Genomic DNA, 20,266 nt, shown 5'->3' on the forward strand with positions numbered 1-20,266 from the left:
ATATGTAGGAAATCATTGATGAAGGGGAGGTGATCTTCATTCCTCTTGTCGTTCGTTCAACCGTTAATGCTACGGGAGCAATTACATTTACAGGAAATACGCTTGGACTGAGTCGTTCAGAAACGGCGGGAGTACCCGGAACACAGGATAGTATTGGAGGTTTTACCACAACCAACACCAGCGTCCAATACGGCACCTACCCACTGGGGACCACAAGCTTGTATCAGAGTAACAGTTCCGCTGCTATCCTTGTTCTTCCTGCGGGAAGTACCGTTCTGTATGCGGAATTAATCTGGGGCGGAAGTTATATCAATGGAACTGTCAATCTGAGCTCAGCGATCAACAATCCGGTAACGTTCACTACCCCTGCAGGTTCATTCAGTGTTACACCTGACCCGGTGACTTACAATCAGTTTGATCTGGGTAACAACGCCGCAGGTTATGTACGTTCCGCCAATGTGACGACACTTGTACAAAATGGGGGAGCAGGTACATATATCACCGGAGCAGTGGTAGGGACTATAGTTATTACAAATGATTCCACGGCCAATCATGCGGGATGGACACTTGGCGTTATTTATCAGAATCCCAATCTCCCTTTTCGCAACATGTCTTTGCGTGCAGGCGGCGTACTTGTGCAATCCACTTCACCACCGGTCGTAACAACATTGACTGGATTCGCCACCCCCCTCTCCGGTGTACTCGGAGGAAGAGCGCTGTTCAGTGCCCAGGAAGGTGACGCGAACCGGACTGGAGATCAGGCATTATTCGGGCCAACCTCAGCTACATCGGTTGCTTTGTCCGGGCCCAATAATCTGGCTGCGAACTTTTTTGCATCCCAAATCAATGGGGATACGGGAGCGCTTAACACAACAGGGACTTTCGGAACACGAAACCAGACTAACGGGGCCCCAGGCACCAATATTATCGGTGGACGACAAGGCTGGGATATTACCAATGTGGATGTATCTGCGAGACTGATTAACAACCAGTCTTCTGCTGTGTTAACGCTGACGACCTCGGGGGATGCCTACATTGTCAATGCCAATGCGATTCAGGTGGATATCAATGCGCCCAAAATTACAGTGGCCAAGGCATCCGTTGCCTCCGGCGCGGTGGCGGGAGATAGTGTTCTCTATACTGTTACCGTCAGCAATGCAGGTACAGCCAGTGCGGCCAGCGTTGTGTTATCCGATTCACTGCCTGCAGGGCTTACCTTCATTCCAGGGAGTGTAACGGTCGCAGGGATACCCCGCCCAACACTCGATGTGACCGCAGGCATTCCGCTGGGTTCATTAAACCTGTCCAGCAGCATCGTAGTCACCTATCGTGCGCTCATTGGTCAGGATGCAAGCATATTGCAGCTGGTGAATTCAGCGAATGCCGCTTTTACATTTCAAAGTGTGGCAGGGGGGGCAGTGATTACGGGAGTTATTCCGTCCAATAACTCCACCCTTACTGTTTATTCGCCAAACCTGTCCGTTGTGAAATCGGCGAGTACCACCAATGCCACGGTGGGTGACCTGGTTACCTATACACTCCAAGTGAACAACGGAGGGAATGTTGCTGCCAACGTTACATTGAGGGATAACATACCAAGTGGTAGCTCATATGTAGCAGGCAGCTTTCGTCTGAATGGAAATGTGATTGCTGGTGCCAATCCGGTTACTGGCGTTAATCTGGGGAGCCTCGCGGCAGGAAGTGCCAATACCGTGACCTTTCAGGTGCTTGTAACAAGCTTGCCGACACCGCCGACTCTTGTGGATCAGGCTACGGCTTCTTATTCCTTTAATTCACCTGATGGTCGGACGATCACGGGAAACATCGCCTCGAATACCTTAACGATCCCGGTAACATTGCCCAATGTGACCACGGTAAAATCAGCATCCGTTACCGATGTTGCAGTCGGGGAGACCTTCACGTACACCATAGTTACTACCAACAGCGGTATTCAGGTGATTAACAATGTGGTACTTACAGATGCGCTCCCTGCTGGAACAACCTTTGTTTCTGGCAGTGCAACCGTAAGAGGAACTGTCGTACCGTCTGCGAATCCGAGCAGTGGCATCTCTATTGGGACATTGGCGGCCGGAAGTTCTGCAACGGTGACGTTTCAGGTGAATGTGCAGTCTCTTCCTGCTTCAGGTTCTTTAGTTAATCGAGCGGTAGTGTCCTATAGCTCTGGTTCGTTCACGGGCATTTCCAACTCCAATTCCATTACAACCCCTGTATACCAAGCCGTTGTCGGTATCAACAAGTCGGCAAGCCAAACCAATGCGACACTGGGGGATCAGATTGCATACACACTTGCAGTCACGAACAGTGGAAACATAGCGACTCAAGTGAATGTGACCGATACGATTCCAGCGGGGCTGACGTTTGTCCCGGATTCGGTAACCGTGAATGGTACTGCGCGTCCGGGAACCAGCCCCTTAACCGGTATAACGCTGGGCAGTCTCTCGCCAGGTGCTACGGCAACGGTCGTATTTCGCGCAACACTGAGTACACTTCCATCTCCGCCAACACTGGAGAATCAGGGTACCGCAACTTATACGTACCAGCTTCCCAGCGGACGGAATCTCTCAGGGTCAAGTCAATCCAATATCGTTCGAATACCTGCATCGGCCCCTAATATTTCGATTAGCAAAACGGTAAACACACCTGATGCGACTGTAGGTGACATCCTTACCTATACCGTTATTGCAACCAATGCCGGAATTAGTGCGGTCCAAAATCTGGTGATTTCGGATGCACCATCCGGCTCTGAATTTGTCCCGGGTAGTGTCACGATTAATGGATCTGCTGTTACAAGCGCAAGCCCCGTTGCGGGAATCGCAGTGGGTACATTGAATAGCTCAAGCAGTGTAACTGTGACCTATCAGACCCGGGTGAATTCTGTTCCATCCACAGGTTTGGTTAGTAACCGGGCCAATGCAGCATTTACATCAGGCAGTTTTAATGGTGTTTCTTCTTCCATATCGGTAAATACCCCCATATTTCTGCCAGTGGTTCAAGTGGTGAAGTCAGCAAGTACAACAAGTTTGACGGTAGGAGATACGTTTAATTACACCATCCAAATTAACAATACAGGTAATATAGCTGCAACGGTTACCTTGACAGATCCCATTCCAGCAGGAGCGGTATTCAGCACAAATAGTGTCATTATTAATGGCGTACCTACACCTGGGGTCAGCCCGGATGTAGGGATCAGTCTAGGAGAGATTGCTGCGGGCACAGGTGCAACGGTCACTTTTGTTGCGACGGTTACCAGTTTGCCAGATGCAAGGCAGTTAATTAATCAGGCGGTTGCTTCGTTTGCTTACACGCTTCCAAGTGGGAGAACGATTGCCGGATTCTCGTCATCCAACACCATCACTATTCCTGTCTCTCTACCCAATGTAACGATTGTCAACAGTGACAATGTAGAGTACGGCGTAGTCGGGGATGTCATTCGATACACGTCTGTTATTCGTAATAACGGCACAGTAGCCGTTAATAATGTGGTATATGTCAATCCTCTTCCTTCGAATACCCCATTTGTACCCGGAAGTGTCATTGTGAACGGGACTTCGTTCCCGCTCTCCAATCCGACCGCCGGCATTCCAATCGGTACGTTGGCTCCAGGAGCCGAGGTTACCGTAACTTTTGAGGTGACGATTACCATGCCGATTCCTTCGCAGATTAACAATCAGTCGACGGTCAGCTTCACATCCGGTTCATTTTCAGGGTCATCATCGTCCAATACCACTCAGACTCCGGTCATACAACCGCAGATTTCACTTGTCAAAACGGCAAATACCGTAAATGCGACCGTAGGTGATACGGTTGTATACACAGTAACGGTTAGCAACACAGGCAATCTGGAGGCAAATGTTACCCTGACAGATACCATTCCCGCTGCGACTACTTTAGTACCCAACAGTGTGGTTGTATCCGGTGTGCCACAGCCAGGAGCGACGCCAGCAGCAGGCATTCCGATAGGTATTGTAGCAGCGGGGGCGACAGCTGTTGTCACGTTTGCCGTTGTTGTGGATTCACTTCCATCTCCGCAGCAGCTTAGCAACTTTGCTACATCATCCTTTACATTTACACCTCCAGATGGGCGGACGTTGACTGGCTCAGCCACTTCGAATACACTCACGTTCCCGGTCTCGTCACCAAACGTCGCTGTTGTCAAAAGCACAGCTTCCACCGCGGCTACGGTAGGCGATACGGTGACCTATTCCATTCTAGTGACCAACAGCGGAATTGCACCGGTGAGCAATATTCAGTTTTCAGACCCGATTCCAGCTGGATCCTCCTTTGTTACAGGGAGTGTCACAGTGAATGGGGTTGCGCAACCCGGAGCCAATCCGGCAGGTGGGGTACCCCTTGGTACATTGGGGCCCGGAACGTCCGCGACGGTCACATTCAGTATCCGTGTCGACGCGATCCCGCCAAGTGATCAGTTGAGCAATCGCTCTACGGTCAGTTTTACCTCAGGTACATTCTCAAGCACAACCTTTTCAAATACTGTGGTCACTCCGGTGTACCAGCCTATTCTTTCAGCACAAAAAACAGCCAGTACACAAAATGCTACCGTTGGGGATACAGTCAGCTACACGATAACCGTGAACAATCAGGGAAACTTTGGAGCCCAGATTAACCTGACAGATAACCTTCCAGCCGGAACCATCCTTGTTCCAAATAGCGTTATTGTAAACGGTCAACCGCTGCCAGCAGGAAATCCAGCAACGGGCATCCCCGCAGGCAACGTGGCTCCCGGAGCTACGACCACCATTACCTTTTCAGTGGTTGTTGATACGCTGCCAAGTCCGCAACAACTGGTGAATCAGGCTTCTGTAGCTCTATCATATACATTGCCGGATGGGCGGAACATCACGGAGTCTGTTCTATCCAATGTGTTGACCATTACCGTATCGGCACCGGATGTCGATGTCGTCAAATCCACAACTTCAACGGCGGTATCAGTTGGTGATATCGTAACGTATAGCATCGCTGTAACCAATAACGGAATTGCAACGGTCAACAATGTGGTTTTCACGGATGCAGTGCCGACAAGTACCGTTCTTGCGCCAACTGGCGTGTTTGTTGATGGTGTTCTGCGCCCTGGTGCCAATCCTTCTACGGGAATAACGCTTGGTTCCATCGCACCTGGCGTTACGGTAACCGTTGTATTTAGTGTGCAGGTTACGGCGCTCCCGGCAAGTGCAGTGTTAAACAATCAGTCCACGGTCAGTTTTACATCAGGGGTTTTCTCAGCGACCACATTCTCCAATACGGTTACAACTCCGGTCTTTCAACCTATTCTGGCGGCAGTGAAAACGGGAGATCAGACGATAGCAACGGTAGGGGATACCGTTGTGTACAGCATCGCCATCTCCAATACCGGGAACTATGGGGCATCCGTCACGTTGACCGATACCATTCCGGCAGGAACAGAGCTTGTTCCAAATAGCGTTATTATTAACGGGGCTTCAGCACCAGGTGCAGATCCGGCTTCGGGTATTCCGCTTGGTGTCGTTTCCACAACAACTCTAGTTACCTTCTCCGTTGTGATTGTGACGTTACCTTTGAGCCAGTCCATCACCAATCAGGCTTCTGCTACATTTTCGTATACATTGCCTGATGGAAGAACACTTGGAGGCACGATTACGTCCAACGCACTCAACATTCAAGTATCTGCTCCGAATGTCAGCGTTGTGAAGACCACTCCGGTGAGTGATGCTGTGGTGGGCGATACGATCGTATACGAGATGGTTGTGACCAATGAAGGAATTGACCCGGTAAACAACATTGTGATCACCGATCCGATTAACCCAGCCACCACATTTGTTGCTGGCAGCGTCTTGGTAGATGGCGTTCCACGGGCCTTGGCAAACCCTGCGCTGGGCATAGCCCTTGGTAGTTTAGCCCCTGGAGCATCGATAGCGGTATCGTATGCAGTGCGGGTCAATACGCTTCCAACACCACCACAAGTGAGCAGTCAGTCTTCCGTAAGTTTCACATCGGGTGTTTTCTCGGGAGCAGCGTATTCCAATACGGTTGTAACACCAATCTATCAGCCGATTATTGCCGTAACCAAAACAGGGAGCACCTCCAATGCAACGATTGGTGACACCATCACCTATTCTTTTGCCATTAACAATAGCGGGAATCTGGATGCAAGTTTGACATTAACGGACAATATACCGAATGGAGCCGTACTGCTTCCCAACAGTGTTCTGATTGATGGTGTTCCACAGCCAGGTGCCAATCCGGAGACGGGTATCGTTGTGGGTTCCATACCGTCCGGAGGTACGGTTATTGTAACGGTTACCCTCGAAGTGACTGTAGATTCGTTGCCGCAGGATCAGCAACTCGTTAACCAGGCGGTGGCCAACTATACATTTAGTCCACCCGATGGCCGTCTGTTGACAGGGACGGTATCCTCCAATGTTCTGGTGATTCCGGTATCTGCACCAAATGTGACTGTTGTCAAAAGCACAAGTGCGGTTGATGCCGTTGTCGGCGATGTGATCACCTATACGGTTGTAGTAACCAATAGCGGCATTGAAGTGGTAAATAATGTGGTCATGGTTGACCCGGTACCTGTCGGTACAGTATTTGTGCCAGGAAGTGTTACGGTGGATGGTGTGCCAAGACCAACAGGGAATCCGAATACAGGTATCACACTTGGATCGATTGCTGCGGGTGCTTCCGTTACGGTTACATTCAGAGTAGAGGTTGTGGTGATATGAGCCAATCTTCCGGTCCGTTGTCCCACTGGCTAAAGAATCAGTCCCTGGTTCGATTCAGCTCGGGTGCGACTGAACTGGAACAGGTATCCTATTCGAATACGGTTGTAACACCGTGGATCGGCCCCAGGCTTGAAGTCAGAAAAGTCTGCAATGTCACGGAGGCTGCCTTGGGGCAGTCTCTTATCTACCATGTTGAAATTGTTAACACCGGAAATCTTCCGGCCCTAGTGTACCTATTGGATCAGCTATCTGCAGAGACGGCACTGCTTCCCAATAGTGTACTGCGTGATGGTATTCCGTTACCGGGAGCATCACCGGAGAGTGGATTGCCTCCAGCTGAAATCGAGCCCGGAGCCACGTTGCGATACCACTTCCAAGTTGTAATCTTACGTTTACCTGAGACACTGAAGCTGCTGAATCAGGCACAGGTTAACTATGAGTTTTTGACACCGGAAGGCAGAACGGTTACGGGTATGGAACAATCCAATATCGTGGAGGTCAATCTGGTCTCATCCCGGCTGGAGATCTCCTTTCAGGCGGATCACATCTATACCTTCTCAGGGGATATTGTCATGTACACCGTTATCGTGAGCAATCCGGGTTTTATTGCAGCCACGAATGCCCAAGTAACGATTTCTTTGCCACAGGGAATTGTTTTTATACCAGCGAGTGTCATCGTAGATGAAATGTTTGCGCCACAAGTAACGCCTGATACGGGCATACAACTTGGAGAGATTTTGCCCGGAAGCTCAATTCGGATACAATATCGGGTTCAGGTTATTGGGGGAAGCGATGCGAATGGAATATCAAGTGTAGCTGTACTGTCATATATCTCGGCAGGACAGCAGGAGACGCTTTACTCCAATCAGGTTACTCTGGAAGTGTTACAGCCACAGGTCTCTGTGGTGAAAAGTGTGCTCCCGGTAACGGCCACATTGGGTGATGCCGTCCAATATAATATTACCATCTCCAATGCAAGCAGTTATGCGGTGGATGGAACTCTCCTGGATGTACTGCGAACAGGTGTAACATTTGTCGAAGGCAGTCTGCGCTGGAATGGGGTTAAACGTCCCGGAACCAATCTGGCTAAAGGGCTTAATCTGGGGACGTTGACAGCCCGGTCGGTTCTGAATATTCAGTTCGAAGCGAAACTTCCAGATCGAGATGAATCGATGCCTGATGACTACAGGTATGTGAATCATGCTAGCCTGATGTATACATTTCGATTGCCAGATTCACGGTCAGTGCAGCGGATGATTACATCTAATGAAGCTGTGGTCGAATTGAAAGCGCCGATAATTCAGGCTTACGTTCAAGTGACACCCACATTGGTCGAGCAGGGAGGTACCGTCACTTTTCAGGTACGTGTGGGGAATACAGGCAATTTGCCGGCACGTGTACAACTTGGGAGCATTTTACCTGAGGGTGCCAGATGGCTTGGGCAAGCTACGGGTGAGATCCAATTGAGCTTACCAGAGTATTCCACACCACGGGTTCTGCATGTGGGCGTGATTGAGCCTGAAACGGAAAAGAACATCTCGTATGTAGCGAAGTTAGCTTCTGAGAAGACGGGGACGCTGCAAGGAGCCTTGATTGCTCGGTACACGTATGAATGGAATGGACAAAAACGGGCTGGCGAAACCCGATCGAATGAGTACAGCATCATTGTGGAGTATGGAGAAGAATAGGAGGTATCACGGTTAACGGTAACTTGCCTGAGGAATTTGCTTATTCTGGTTGCCATGAGATTACACGAACGTAAATGAATGGTATACTAATTGAATATGAACTCGGCAATCAACCCGTGGAATCGGGACGTCGGAGTAGAGGAGGCAGCCACATTGGCAAAAGCAAAAGTAGCAAAAAGACCTACACGGGATGAATTCGAACTTGAAGAGTTGGGAAATCAACTAGTTGAAGCTTTTCGGGAACGTTCGGAAGTACTGTTGACCGTATGGGGTAAGGAAGATCAGGTGCAAGGAGTCATCGTCAAAATGGACTCCCGTACACGACTTGTGCATGTAGAGTATACCGAAGAAGAGTTCACAGCGAAGGTGCCTTTTCTGGATATCATGCGTGTGCAATCTCCCCGGTACTGAACGAAAAAAAACAGCTTTTGAATAATTAGGGCATCCGCCCTGTCAAAGTCGTTCTTCCTGCATAAGATAACCCATACCTGTTGCAGAGGAGGTACGGTCAATGAGCGAAGTATTAGGTGGAGAAACAAGAGGCTACGGATACGGAGGTTTCACTTCTGTAGGTGCCATTCTGGTTCTGTTCATCCTGTTGGTTATCATCTCCAAAGCGTTCTTGGTATAATTGCATATCTCTAAAGAATGAAAGAAGCTCTGCCATTGCGGCAGAGCTTTTTTGTACGTTCAGTCCTTGGCGAATTTTGTAGAAAATCGGTGTAAGTCCTGCTGACGTTATGTTAGAATATAACCATCCCTAGAGAAAGAAAGAGGTGTTTTGATTATGAGCCAAACGTTAACAGAATCTTTAAATGAACAGATGAACTTTGAGTTTTATTCTGCTCATGTATATCTGGCTATGGCAGCCTATTGTTCCAGCAAAAGTCTGGATGGATTTGCGAACTTCTTCATCGTGCAAGCGGAAGAGGAGCGATTCCATGGCATGAAAATATACAAATTCCTGAATGATCGTGGACAACGTGCCACACTTGAGGCTTTGCCAGAACCGAAGAATGAATATGCTTCGATGCTGGATGTATTTGAGCATGGTTATGCTCATGAACAGCAAAACACGAAAAAATTCTACAATCTGGCTGACATCGCTCTGAATGAACGTGAACATGCAACGATGTATTTCCTGAAATGGTTCATTGATGAGCAGGTTGAAGAGGAAGCTTTGTTTGACAATATTATTCAGAAGCTGCGCCGCATTGAAAAAGACAGCAATGCCTTCTACATGCTGGATGCCGAGTTTGGCAAACGTTCGTTCACTGCTCCTGCTGAATAAATGCACGTAGGGACTCGATAAGATTCCAGCGTCAAAACACCATTTACATACAGCATGAGGTAATGATCCTGAAAGCAATGGGGGCAATCTCCTTGCAAGGGATGATGGTTTGATGCCATATGCTGATTGAAGACAAAGAAGCCTGCACTTGTGCAGGTTTTTTTGCATGCATAGATATTTAATGATTGTATTGATTTGCTTGAATTGGAGTAAAGGTCTATCAAAATTCTGAATGTGGGTAATAGAGGATATGTCACATTTGATCTATCCTGACGGGATCTTATTTTGCGCAAATCTATCAAATTCGTATTAAATTTTAGGTTTATCTGACAAAAGTGTAACTCTACCGTAGCCTTTGGAGCGAGAACAGGAGCCACTATCTTTGATAGTATTAGGATTAATCGCCAAGGGATGAAGGTAGAAAAACATGGACACCCGGGGAAATATAACACACAAGGGAGACTTTTAATTATGCTACATATTCGTAAATCTATCATGGTCACACTTGCTATTTTACTAATCATTCCACTATTATTGCCGCAGTCGGTATCTGCCAAATCAGCTGCATCCAAGGATGGTGCAAGCAAACAAAATTCAAAGATTATATACCTGACGTTTGATGATGGGCCAACCGCTCATACGGGTCAGTTACTGGATATTCTGGACCAATATCATGCGAAGGCAACGTTTTTCATGCTGGGACCTCAAATGGAGCAATTTCAGAAGGCTACCAAACGAATCGTAGCTGACGGGCATGGATTGGGTCTGCATGGTGTGACTCACGTTCCAGGCAAATTCTATAAATCTACATATAGCGGATTGAAAGAGATGCAACAGGCCAATGCAAGTCTGAACAAGGTTGCCGGAGTTAAAACAAGTCTCGTGCGGACGCCATATGGTAGTAAACCTTATCTCAAATCGGCATTCCGTAATGTACTGCTGGGCCAAGGTGGATTCCATCTATGGGATTGGAATGTCGACTCGGAAGACTGGAAATACAAGAAAGATCACCAGAAAGTCTATAACAGTGTAATGAAACAGATCCACAATGTGCAAAAGAGCGGAACAACACCTGTTGTGCTTATGCACGACCAGGAAGCAACGCTGAAAGTATTACCGCAAGTGTTAAAAACTTTGAAGGCAGAAGGGTATCGTTTTGAAGTATTAAGCAAAAAAGTGCAGCCGGTTAACTTCTGGAACGACAAGCGTTAATCTTTTTAATTTTTAGCTTGGCTACAACGAAGGAGGTACACATCATGAAGAAACAACCATTATGGATCACGATTCCAGTAACGACAGCCGTTTTACTTGCTCTGGCAGGATGTGGCGGACCGGATTCAAATGCAGCATCATCAGAGAATAGTTCTTCATCAACGACAACAGTCGGTGAGCAGACCGAGACCGGCAGTGGTGGTGCTGATTTCTCTAATGAAAATGAAACAGGAACCAAAGAGAATACGGGCACAACAGATAATGAAGACACATCTGGATCCAAGACAAATGACAACCAAGTTGCCACTGGTCAATCAGGTGTGAATGATGTGATCAAGCAAGTTCGCAACCAGTTGAAGATGAAGGATGCGGCGTTACCCACTTCATTCACATTGGACAAGGGTACATCTTTGAGTGCAGCAATACTGTCAAATACTGCTGATGCATTTAAGGTGAACTTCTATGCTACCACTCAGTCTGTTGCCATTAATGATCAATCTTTAACGGCATCCGACAGTAAGATTCCTGTACTGGCTACCTATGAAGTGAAGACCTATAAGGACCCGAATCAGCCAGAAATTTTCCCTGAGACGGACCTGAAAGATATTCCAGCAGATATGGCTGTGGATCTGGGACATGGCATCAAAGGTATGAGTGAAGGTGCCGCAGGCAGTCAATATCTGACTTGGCAAGAAGGTAGATGGACGCTGGAAATTCGTTCGGTATCCGAAGATGAAATGAATAATCCGGGCATAGCGAAGAAAATGGTGGAGTACCTGGAGTCACATACCTTGCCGGTACCCAAAGATAAAGGGTATATCAAGGTTGAATATCCAAGTGGTGGACAGTCTGTTCATGTAACGATCTCATGGCAGGACGGTAACCAAATTCATCAGCTAATGACCGATCGAGTGCCATTGGAAGCTCTTGGTTTGGTTGTATCTGTGAAATAAATCTTGAGTGTGGGATGGTTACGATACACCTAAAAAAAGCTTGGCCCAGGAAGAAATTGCTGGGCCAAGCTTTTTATTTTGAGCATGTTATCGCAGCTTATGCAGCCGGGGTACATGCTTATTTTTGTTTCAATGGGTTAAAGCGGTGCTTTCATTTGAACCACCCTTTTTCCTTGGAGCGAGTGATGGCCTCAATGCGGTTACTGGCATTTAACTTGTTGAGAATAATGGAGATGTAGTTACGCACCGTGCCCGTTGTGATGAACAGATGCCCGGCGATTTCCTTGGTGTTTTTCCCATCTGCCATGAGGCCTAGTACGGCATTCTCCCGTTCTGTCAGGGGGTTTTCTTCTACATAAGCTTCATCTACCAAGTCGGGAGCGAAGATGCGTCTGCCATTCATAACTTGGCGGATCGACTCGGCAAGTTCTTCAATTGGACTGTCTTTGAGCAGGTAACCACGGACACCGCCCTTCAGGGCACGTTCGAAATATCCGGTCCGGGCAAAAGTGGTCAGGATAATGACCTTACAGCTCATTCCTTTGAGTTCTTCTGCGGCTTCAAGGCCGCTTTTCACGGGCATTTCTATATCCATCAGACAGATGTCTGGTGCAAGCTCCTGGACAAGGGCAAGGGCTTCCTGGCCGTTGCTGGCACGTCCGACAACTTCCATATCTTCCTCCAGATTGAGGAGGGAGGACAAGGCGCCGAGCATCATGCGCTGATCTTCCGCGATTACAATTCTAATCATGATTCTGCCTCCTTTATCGGTTTGCGAACGAGTTTCGGAACATGAATAATGATCGCTGTACCCGGGATGTCTGCCGCAGAGCGAATATCCAGACAACCGTTCACAAATTCAAGTCGTTCCTTCATGCCCAAAATTCCTGTTCCGCGCCGATCCTGTTTGCGAGTTCGTTCTATTCCAACACCGTTATCTTGAACGGTTAATACATTATCCGCTAGTGTTTCTTTGATGATGATAGTACAGGTTGTTGCCTGACTGTGTTTGACGACATTCGTGACAGCTTCTTTCAAGCACATACCGAGCACATTTTCATTTAATTGTGACGTATCCTGTAATTTCGGATTACCTTCCAGCACAAATTCAATCGAAGCGGCCTTCAGAATCTGCTCCGCCCGGAACAGTTCATCGACCAATTGTGTACCACGCATGGTGGTGACCATTTCCCGGACTTCCTTCAGAGCTGTACTTGCCGTTTGTCTGAGGTCGTTCAATTCGATCTCGGCCTGATCGGGATTATTGCGGAGCAGCCGTCTCGCCAAATCGGTTTTCAGACCGATCAGAGAGAGCTTCTGTCCAAGTGTATCGTGCAGGTCACGAGCGATACGCTGGCGTTCTTCCATTTTTACGAGATCATCAAGTCGCTTGTTCGCATTCTCCAATTGGCCTTCCAAATGTTCAGTTTTGTTTTTGTTATACGTACTGATGGGAAGCAGAATGGAGGCCATCAAGCTGATGAATACAAACGGGAGTTGGCTCACGAGCAGAGAACTCTGATTAATGAAACCGTAATTAATGGTTACGAAACTGGCTCCCAGGTTCACCGAATAGAGGGTGAAGAAACCGGCTTTATTTTTAATATTCCCAATAAAAAAAGCAAGAAACAATGAGAAATAGGCATAATCATAGGCAATAGTCATCGTAATGGATATGGCAATAAGTAGTCCAATCCACATGTACACCTGCCAGCCCTTGGTGATGAAGGCGAGCAGATAACAGACGAAGAAAACGAGGATGATGATGATGCCAGTTACCAACGTCCATAATTTGGAATATTGTGAAATGAAATAGAAGGGCAGGATGAAAAAGGCGAGCCACACATAAAGATTCAATCCTGTCTTTTTATAAAAATTTTGCATCCACTTTTGAATGTAATTCTCCTCCTTGCACTTGTACTCAACTTTAGCATGACTGTAGCATGACTATAGCTTGAACACAAGAAAACGAATCCGACAGAGTTAAGGCTTCTCTGTCAGACCCGCTGGATTGGTTACTCGGATAGGCGGTTGAACATACGGCTTGCGGGACAAGTTTTTGAGCTGTCTGAAGCTAATAAACTGTTTAGAATCTTCATCCCACAGACGGAAGCGCAGGGCAACCAAACTGGAACGTAGTGTAATAGTAGTTGCTTTTTGCAAAGGTGGTGTTGCGTTATGTGCTTCTTCCAAGAAATAGTTAGGTACACGTGGGCTCAAGTGATGCACATGGTGAAACCCGATATTACCACTGATCCATTGCAATAATTTTGGCAATTTGTAATAAGAACTGCCTTCAACAGCTGCTTTTACATAACTCCACTCATCTTCATGTTCAAAATACGTCTCTTCGAACTGATGTTGGACGTAGAACAACCAGATACCAAAGAAACCGGAGAAGAAGAAGATAGGTGCCTGCACCATTACAAAAGCCTGCCATCCGACTAACCAGGACATGAATGCATAGAGTACTACGATCAATACGGTAGTGAGGTGTGTATTGATACGTTCTTTACGTCTAGCACCTTTGCGGTTAAAACGATAAGCCAACAGGAACACGTAAATGGGTCCGATACAAAACAATACAAACGGGTTACGATAAATCCGATAGAAGAGACGACCCCAAGGAGAAGCTGCTTTGTATTCGTCGACCGTCATAACCCAGATATCACCTACACCACGTTTGTCAAGATTACTGCTTGTTGCGTGATGGATAGAATGCTCGTTTTTCCACTGCTGATAGGGTGTAACTGTCAATACACCAGTAATGGTACCGAGAATATCATTGGCGCGTTTGCTCTTGAAGAATGAACCATGACAGCAGTCATGGAAAATAATAAAGGTCCGCAGTACAAATCCGGATGCCACCAAGGCAATCGGGAAGGTCAGCCAGTAGGAAATCGATAAGCTAAAGTAAGCTGCAGCCCATAACAAGAAGAGCGGGAGCAATGTATTGATTAACTGGCGGATACTTAGTCTGAGATCATTTTTTTCGTAAGGGGTAACTTCTTTTTTTAAGGCCATTTCTTTTGATCTGTTCATAAAATTGTGTCCTCCTTCAATCGTTATAACTGTAATCAGTTACAACTTGGCGTTTCCCGGTAGACTTTCCTGTAGGAAGCGTTTTTATCATTGTAAAACAATCCGAACATGACAGTAAGTCATAAACGTCAGCCTTCTGTAATGACGAATATCAATGACGGACCATGACATTTGTCATGGGTGTATGATACTCAATAGCTCTGCAGCAGACAGAAGAGCAGGTTTTACTAATTCCTTTGCACAAATTACGCAACAATTTGTATTATGTATACAAATTTTGTTGTGAGCATGGTAAAATCTATCCTTGAGTGATTATGACAACTTATGAGACGGGTCGATTAGGTTGATTTCTGATGGATTGGATGGAATGCATAATGAAGAAACGAATTACGGATATCCTATTTATTATGGCAGGTGCATTTCTGTTTGCACTGGCGGTGAACCTGTTTGTCATACCGAACGATTTGGCTGAAGGCGGCGTCACAGGTATCACGATTATTTTGTATTACCTGTTTGAATGGTCCCCTGGACTGATGAACTTGATCCTGAACGGCATTTTGTTAATTGTGGGATATCGGTTTCTTGACAAAACGACTACGGTATATACGATTATTGCGGTGGTATTCAACTCGTTGTTCCTGCACCTGACGGAGAGTTGGACGATTGCATCGGATGAACTCTGGATCAATACCATTTTTGCCGGAGTATTTGCCGGTCTGGGTATTGGCTTGATTGTTAGAGTAGGAGGCACAACGGCGGGAACAGTGATCCTGGCCCGACTTGCCAACAAATATCTGGATTGGAATATCAGTTATGGACTTCTGTTCTTTGATCTGATTGTGGCTTTCTCCTCATATTTCATCATTGGACCACAAGGATTAATGTGTACAATTGTCTTGCTGTTTGTTGGAACCAAAACAATGGAGTTCATTATTGAAGGGCTCAATCCGAAAAAAGCAGTCATGATTATCTCTTCCAAACAGGATGAAATCGCGAAGCAAGTCATTGAGAAGATGGATCGCGGAGTAACCGTCCTGTCCGGTCATGGCTATTACACAAAAAATAAGAAAGAAATTCTATACATTGTGATTAGCAAGCAGGAAGTTTCTATGCTGAAGAAGATTGTACGAGCAGAAGATGAGATTGCTTTTATCACCATTCATGATGTGCGTGATGTTTTCGGTGAAGGATTTATTGAACTCTCCAAAACTTGATGAATATGTATATAAGGAAGAAAGGAGTTGCGGTGAAATATCACCGCAACTTTTTTGATAGGTTAATGGTATCCGGTATTAATCTAGTTCAATAAGAAAGAACCCTTCTCCAAAGAGAAGGGCAAAAGAGTATTAGTAATGTCTTCTTTTTTTGACTTCACAATATTCAACAGTGACATGACAATGTTTTTTACACTTTGTAGGGACATATTTAACTTTGGTAACACAGGTTTTCGTAATTTTTTTGTAAAAACACTTTGGTCTTGGATGATGACACTTATGATGTTTTCTATACATATTAAAACCTCCCTGATCGTGATAAGGTATTCTATGAGCGTGTCACTGTTTCGGAAATGTATAAACGTCTATTATTGTATAATAATCCCTTTATTAGGCTTTTGTGTTATAGATGGAGGTGTAGTTCTTTCTACTAAAAGAGTGCAATGACAAAAAGCTGTACACCCACCAAACACGATGATATATTGAATTTAATCAATTTGTTAATAAACCTAACTAACTATAAAAGGAGGCGATAACATGGCTGGCACACCGCAGTATATCCGCAATCTGAATGAAAATCTCATTATGGATGCCCTCATAACTCAGGGAACCATGTCGAGAGCGGATATCAGCCGTCAGACAGGACTTAGTAAACCAACGGTGTCTCAGGCGGTCGAACATCTGATTAACCGTAATCTGGTAAGGGAAATGGGGCCAGCTGACAACGCTCAGGGTCGAAAAGCAACGCTCATTCGTTTCAATGAAACGGCTTATTATGTCTGTGGCATAGATATCGGCGCAACACGTATTCGGATTGCATTATCCGATCTGAATGGAGAGATCATCGCCTATCGGACACATCCCATGGTTGTCCAAGAAGCTCATGAGCGAACAGATTCGACAGCGACGATGCCGGAGCTTCTTCGAAGCCATATGAACGAACTGCTTGATGAAAATCATCTGAACTGGGATCAGATTCAGTGCATCGGGTTCGGTATACCAGGCGTAGTGCTGCCTGGATCAGGGCGTATCCATCGTATTGTGGACCCTTTAGCGGGTCTGGAAGAAGCTTTCTCTCTAGAGTCGTTGTCAGGAGCTTTTCCCTGTGAAGTGATTCTGGAAAATGATGTGAATCTTGCGGCGCTTGGGGAGTATCGGAGTGGTGCAGCAGCAGAATATCCCTTGTTTGTTTTTTTCTCCATCGGTACAGGGACGGGTGCTGGCATCATGGTACATGGCCAATTGCTTCGAGGTTTAGGCGGCTTAACTGGAGAGATCGCAGAGATGCTGGTGGACGATGGCCGGCGTCTGGAGGAAGTGCTGTCCGCTGATGGTCTGATGCAACTGGCGAAAGATTATCAAGATCAGCATGATGAACTATTATTGGAGGTTGCTGATTCGGGTGCAGATGATCTTCACAGACACCTGACTCCCGAGAAGTTATTTGAAGCTGCACGCAGTGGAGAAGTAGAGGCGTTAGACATTCTACAACAATACAGCCAGAAGATTGCTTCCGCTCTGCGGCAGATTAGCGTTGTGCTTGCCCCAGATCTCATTGTGCTTGGCGGAGGTATAGGAGGGAACGGTGATGTGTTATTGCCTTTACTGAGGCAGATCATCTCTGAGCAATTCCCGGTGCAACCACAGTTAATCTGTTCCAAGCTTGGTGAGCAAGCTGTTGTTACTGGTGCAGTGCAGGTAGCCATACAACAAACGATGCTGAACCTTCAGCAGGAAGCCATGGATTAAGACATTGGATATACAACATGTGAGGAGGGAAAAGGTATGACAGAATCCGTGAAAAACGTAAGTAATAATTATCATTCCAATCAGGATGGTACGGTTGGAGGTGATCCATCCGGCTGGATTGCAGGTATTGACATTGGAGGCACCAAAACATTAATGCTCTTGTCATCAAAAAAGGCTGGAAATGAAGTTCATGAACGAATCTTGCCTACGCTTGCCAGTGATCAGCCGGATGAGTTCTTCCGATGGTTATTCGCTGAATTGGAAACATTCTGCCGCGAAGTTGGATGCAGTCTGGATCAACTTAACGGTGCAGGTTTGGGATTCCCTGGTGTGATTCTGCAAGAGGAGGGAATACTGCGAAATGCTCCGGCTTTTCAGTGGCCTGAGCTAGATATTCGCCCTGTTATTGCGAAGTATTACAGAGGGAATATCATGTTGGATAATGATGTGAATATGGCCGCAATGGGAGAGTATGATCAAGGGGCAGCACAGGGACATCAACACTGTGTAATGGTCACGGTTGGAACAGGCATTGGATCTGCTCTTATCCTGAATGGACAGCTCTATAGCGGCCAGAATGGAGCAGCAGGTGAGATTGGGCATTTCATTGCAGGTGAGGAAGGGCTTCATACCGGTTATGTTGCGGATGCGGATTCCTTTGGCGTATTTGAGCAAGTGACTTCAGGTACGGGAATTACCGAACAGGCGAGGCGTTATTTTGCTGCTGGAAAGGGAAGTTCCTTATCCCTGATCATGAGTCTGGCAGGAGGGGAAGCGGAACAGATTGAAGCCAGGCATGTATTCAAAGCAGCCGAGTCGGGTGATCTTGCCGCCCTGGAGATTCTGGAACTACCCATGCGTTATATGGCTAGAGGTCTGGCGAATATTACGGCTTTACTCAATCCTTCCATTATAGTGATCGGTGGTGGCGTGGCTGCATCCAACCCATCCTATTATCTAAATGAAGTGCGCACACGCCTCCAACGTTACACCGTTCTGCCTACACTTTTAGCTGTAGCTGAACTGGGGAACAAAGCAGGAGCAATCGGGGCATTGGCTGCAATCAGGTCGAGTCTAGCGCACACATATCAATAGAGAATAGGTCAAGCTACTATAGAATTAAAGGATGGAGATCCGGATGAGAAGTAGACATATGAAGGCTTACACAGAGAAAACAAAAGCCGATTCCAATGATGCAAAACGTGTTTTACTCCAATTGCAGGGCCTATATCTGTTTATGGGGCTTGCCGGGGGGATGTTTAACCCGTACATTAATCCCATATTGGTAACACAAGGGTTTTCCAGTAAAGAAACCGGATTTATTATGGCGTTTGGCACACTTGTATCCATTATTCTTCAACCTATATGGGGAATTCTGGTAGATAAGTTTAAAAAGACACGGTTCGTACTGGTGATAAGCCTGCTTGTTCCTGCATCGTTAGCGTATTTCTACAATATTCAAGTGTACTTTATATTAATATTGATTTATACTTTATGCACTATATTCCAAGTGACTCAAATACCCGTGGCTGACTCCTATGCGGTTACAGCCGCGAGAGCCGCGAACACCTCATATGGCATGATCCGACTCTTCGGCAGCATAGGAACGGGAGTTGGTGGATTTGCCGCAGGGATGTATCTCTCCCAGTTTTCCATTCACATGTTATGGCTGCCATTTCTCCTGTTTAACATTCTGAGCGCTATACTGGCAAGTACACTCCCCCGGCAGACGAGCATATCCTCGTCCTCGGTAACCTTCTCCGTAGGTTTGGCAAGATTGCTCCGAAACCGGACATTCCTTCTATTTCTAACAGGTTGTTTCCTGGTTAACCAAACGCTCACTGCGTTTAACTCCTTTTTTGTTATTTCATTTCAAATGGCTGGTGGTTCGGTGACCATGACGGGTACAGCACTGTTGCTGGCGTCAATTACTAATGTTCCATCCATGTTGGCAGCGGCATTCATACTCCGAAAATGGGGACATGAACGGACGATGCTGCTTGCAGCTGGGGCGTATATGTTACGTTGGGGAATACAATGGCTATGGCCGACACCTGAGGTCATGATTGGCGTTCAGGTGCTGCATGGGTTGTCCTTCGGATTCTTCTATATCGCAGCAGTCGAATATGTGGCTTCGGTTACGGGGCGGGAAATGCAGGCCACGGGACAAAGTTTATTTAACATGGTGTTTGCTGGCCTGGGCGGAATTGTAGGTAATATGCTTAATGGATATTTACTCGATTCCGGCGGTCCATCACTGATGTATCTGGCTTGCACGATCAGTGCGGCACTAGGATCAGTGATTCTGTATATCGTCAGCAGGCAGGCCAAAGAACAGAGAAGAGCATACTCATTAGAATAGAGATGGAAGGAGTTG

14 protein-coding genes are annotated in these 20,266 nt (G+C 46.6%); 11 read left to right on the plus strand and 3 right to left on the minus strand.

From position 1 onward, the window contains the following. The first annotated feature begins 29 nt into the window (after nt 1-29). From IFU39_RS07695 to IFU39_RS07725, 7 genes are all read left to right on the plus strand, one after another. Complete coding sequence (locus IFU39_RS07695) at nt 30-6,740, plus strand: DUF7507 domain-containing protein (RefSeq protein ID WP_105598388.1); 6,711 nt, start codon at nt 30-32, stop codon at nt 6,738-6,740. After that, the gene (locus IFU39_RS07700; RefSeq protein WP_192132063.1) at nt 6,737-8,428 is read left to right on the plus strand and encodes a DUF11 domain-containing protein; all 1,692 of its coding nucleotides are present in this window, start codon (nt 6,737-6,739) and stop codon (nt 8,426-8,428) included. Before IFU39_RS07695 ends, IFU39_RS07700 begins: the two co-directional genes overlap by 4 nt. A gap of 153 nt (nt 8,429-8,581) precedes the next feature. Beyond that, on the plus strand, nt 8,582-8,839 hold the full coding sequence (locus tag IFU39_RS07705; protein WP_036608707.1) for a YolD-like family protein: 258 nt from the start codon (nt 8,582-8,584) through the stop codon (nt 8,837-8,839). A 100-nt stretch (nt 8,840-8,939) separates the two neighbouring features. Beyond that, nucleotides 8,940-9,059, plus strand: a complete 120-nt coding sequence (locus tag IFU39_RS07710; RefSeq protein WP_017688846.1) for a hypothetical protein — start codon at nt 8,940-8,942, stop codon at nt 9,057-9,059. 156 nt (nt 9,060-9,215) lie between these two features. Further along, nucleotides 9,216-9,719: a ferritin gene (locus tag IFU39_RS07715; protein WP_036608705.1), complete on the plus strand. Its 504-nt coding sequence runs from the start codon at nt 9,216-9,218 to the stop codon at nt 9,717-9,719. A gap of 471 nt (nt 9,720-10,190) precedes the next feature. Continuing rightward, a complete protein-coding gene (locus IFU39_RS07720) occupies nt 10,191-10,931 on the plus strand; it encodes a polysaccharide deacetylase family protein (RefSeq protein WP_192132065.1) in 741 nt (246 codons plus the stop codon). Nucleotides 10,932-10,975: 44 nt separating this feature from the next. Beyond that, nucleotides 10,976-11,884, plus strand: a complete 909-nt coding sequence (locus tag IFU39_RS07725; protein WP_192132067.1) for a hypothetical protein — start codon at nt 10,976-10,978, stop codon at nt 11,882-11,884. Between the two features lie 151 nt (nt 11,885-12,035). On the opposite strand, the gene IFU39_RS07730 is transcribed toward IFU39_RS07725, so the two are convergent. The 3 genes from IFU39_RS07730 to IFU39_RS07740 form a co-directional block, all read right to left on the minus strand. Continuing rightward, the gene (locus tag IFU39_RS07730; RefSeq protein ID WP_036608692.1) at nt 12,036-12,635 is read right to left on the minus strand and encodes a response regulator transcription factor; all 600 of its coding nucleotides are present in this window, start codon (nt 12,633-12,635) and stop codon (nt 12,036-12,038) included. Continuing rightward, nucleotides 12,632-13,780, minus strand: coding sequence for a sensor histidine kinase (locus tag IFU39_RS07735; protein WP_105598392.1), 1,149 nt, complete (start codon nt 13,778-13,780; stop codon nt 12,632-12,634). The genes IFU39_RS07730 and IFU39_RS07735 overlap by 4 nt, the downstream gene beginning before the upstream one ends. An 87-nt stretch (nt 13,781-13,867) precedes the next feature. Then, complete coding sequence (locus IFU39_RS07740) at nt 13,868-14,926, minus strand: fatty acid desaturase (protein ID WP_105598393.1); 1,059 nt, start codon at nt 14,924-14,926, stop codon at nt 13,868-13,870. Between the two features lie 374 nt (nt 14,927-15,300). On the opposite strand from IFU39_RS07740, the gene IFU39_RS07745 reads away from it, so the two are divergent. The 4 genes from IFU39_RS07745 to IFU39_RS07760 all read left to right on the plus strand — a co-directional run bounded on the left by IFU39_RS07745 (nt 15,301) and on the right by IFU39_RS07760 (nt 20,251). Beyond that, on the plus strand, nt 15,301-16,140 hold the full coding sequence (locus tag IFU39_RS07745; RefSeq protein WP_062834072.1) for a YitT family protein: 840 nt from the start codon (nt 15,301-15,303) through the stop codon (nt 16,138-16,140). Between the two features lie 537 nt (nt 16,141-16,677). Continuing rightward, nucleotides 16,678-17,889 carry an ROK family transcriptional regulator gene (locus IFU39_RS07750; RefSeq protein WP_105598394.1) on the plus strand — a complete coding sequence of 404 codons (1,212 nt, stop codon included), beginning with the start codon at nt 16,678-16,680 and terminating at the stop codon, nt 17,887-17,889. Between the two features lie 36 nt (nt 17,890-17,925). Then, nucleotides 17,926-18,984, plus strand: a complete 1,059-nt coding sequence (locus tag IFU39_RS07755; RefSeq protein WP_192132069.1) for an ROK family protein — start codon at nt 17,926-17,928, stop codon at nt 18,982-18,984. A 43-nt stretch (nt 18,985-19,027) separates the two neighbouring features. Then, entirely contained in the window at nt 19,028-20,251 is a 1,224-nt protein-coding gene (locus IFU39_RS07760; protein ID WP_223199933.1) for an MFS transporter, read from the plus strand. Nucleotides 20,252-20,266: the final 15 nt, after the last annotated feature.

This window comes from Paenibacillus sp. CFBP 13594 (assembly GCF_014842675.1).
GTDB classification, from domain to species: domain Bacteria; phylum Bacillota; class Bacilli; order Paenibacillales; family Paenibacillaceae; genus Paenibacillus; species Paenibacillus amylolyticus_B.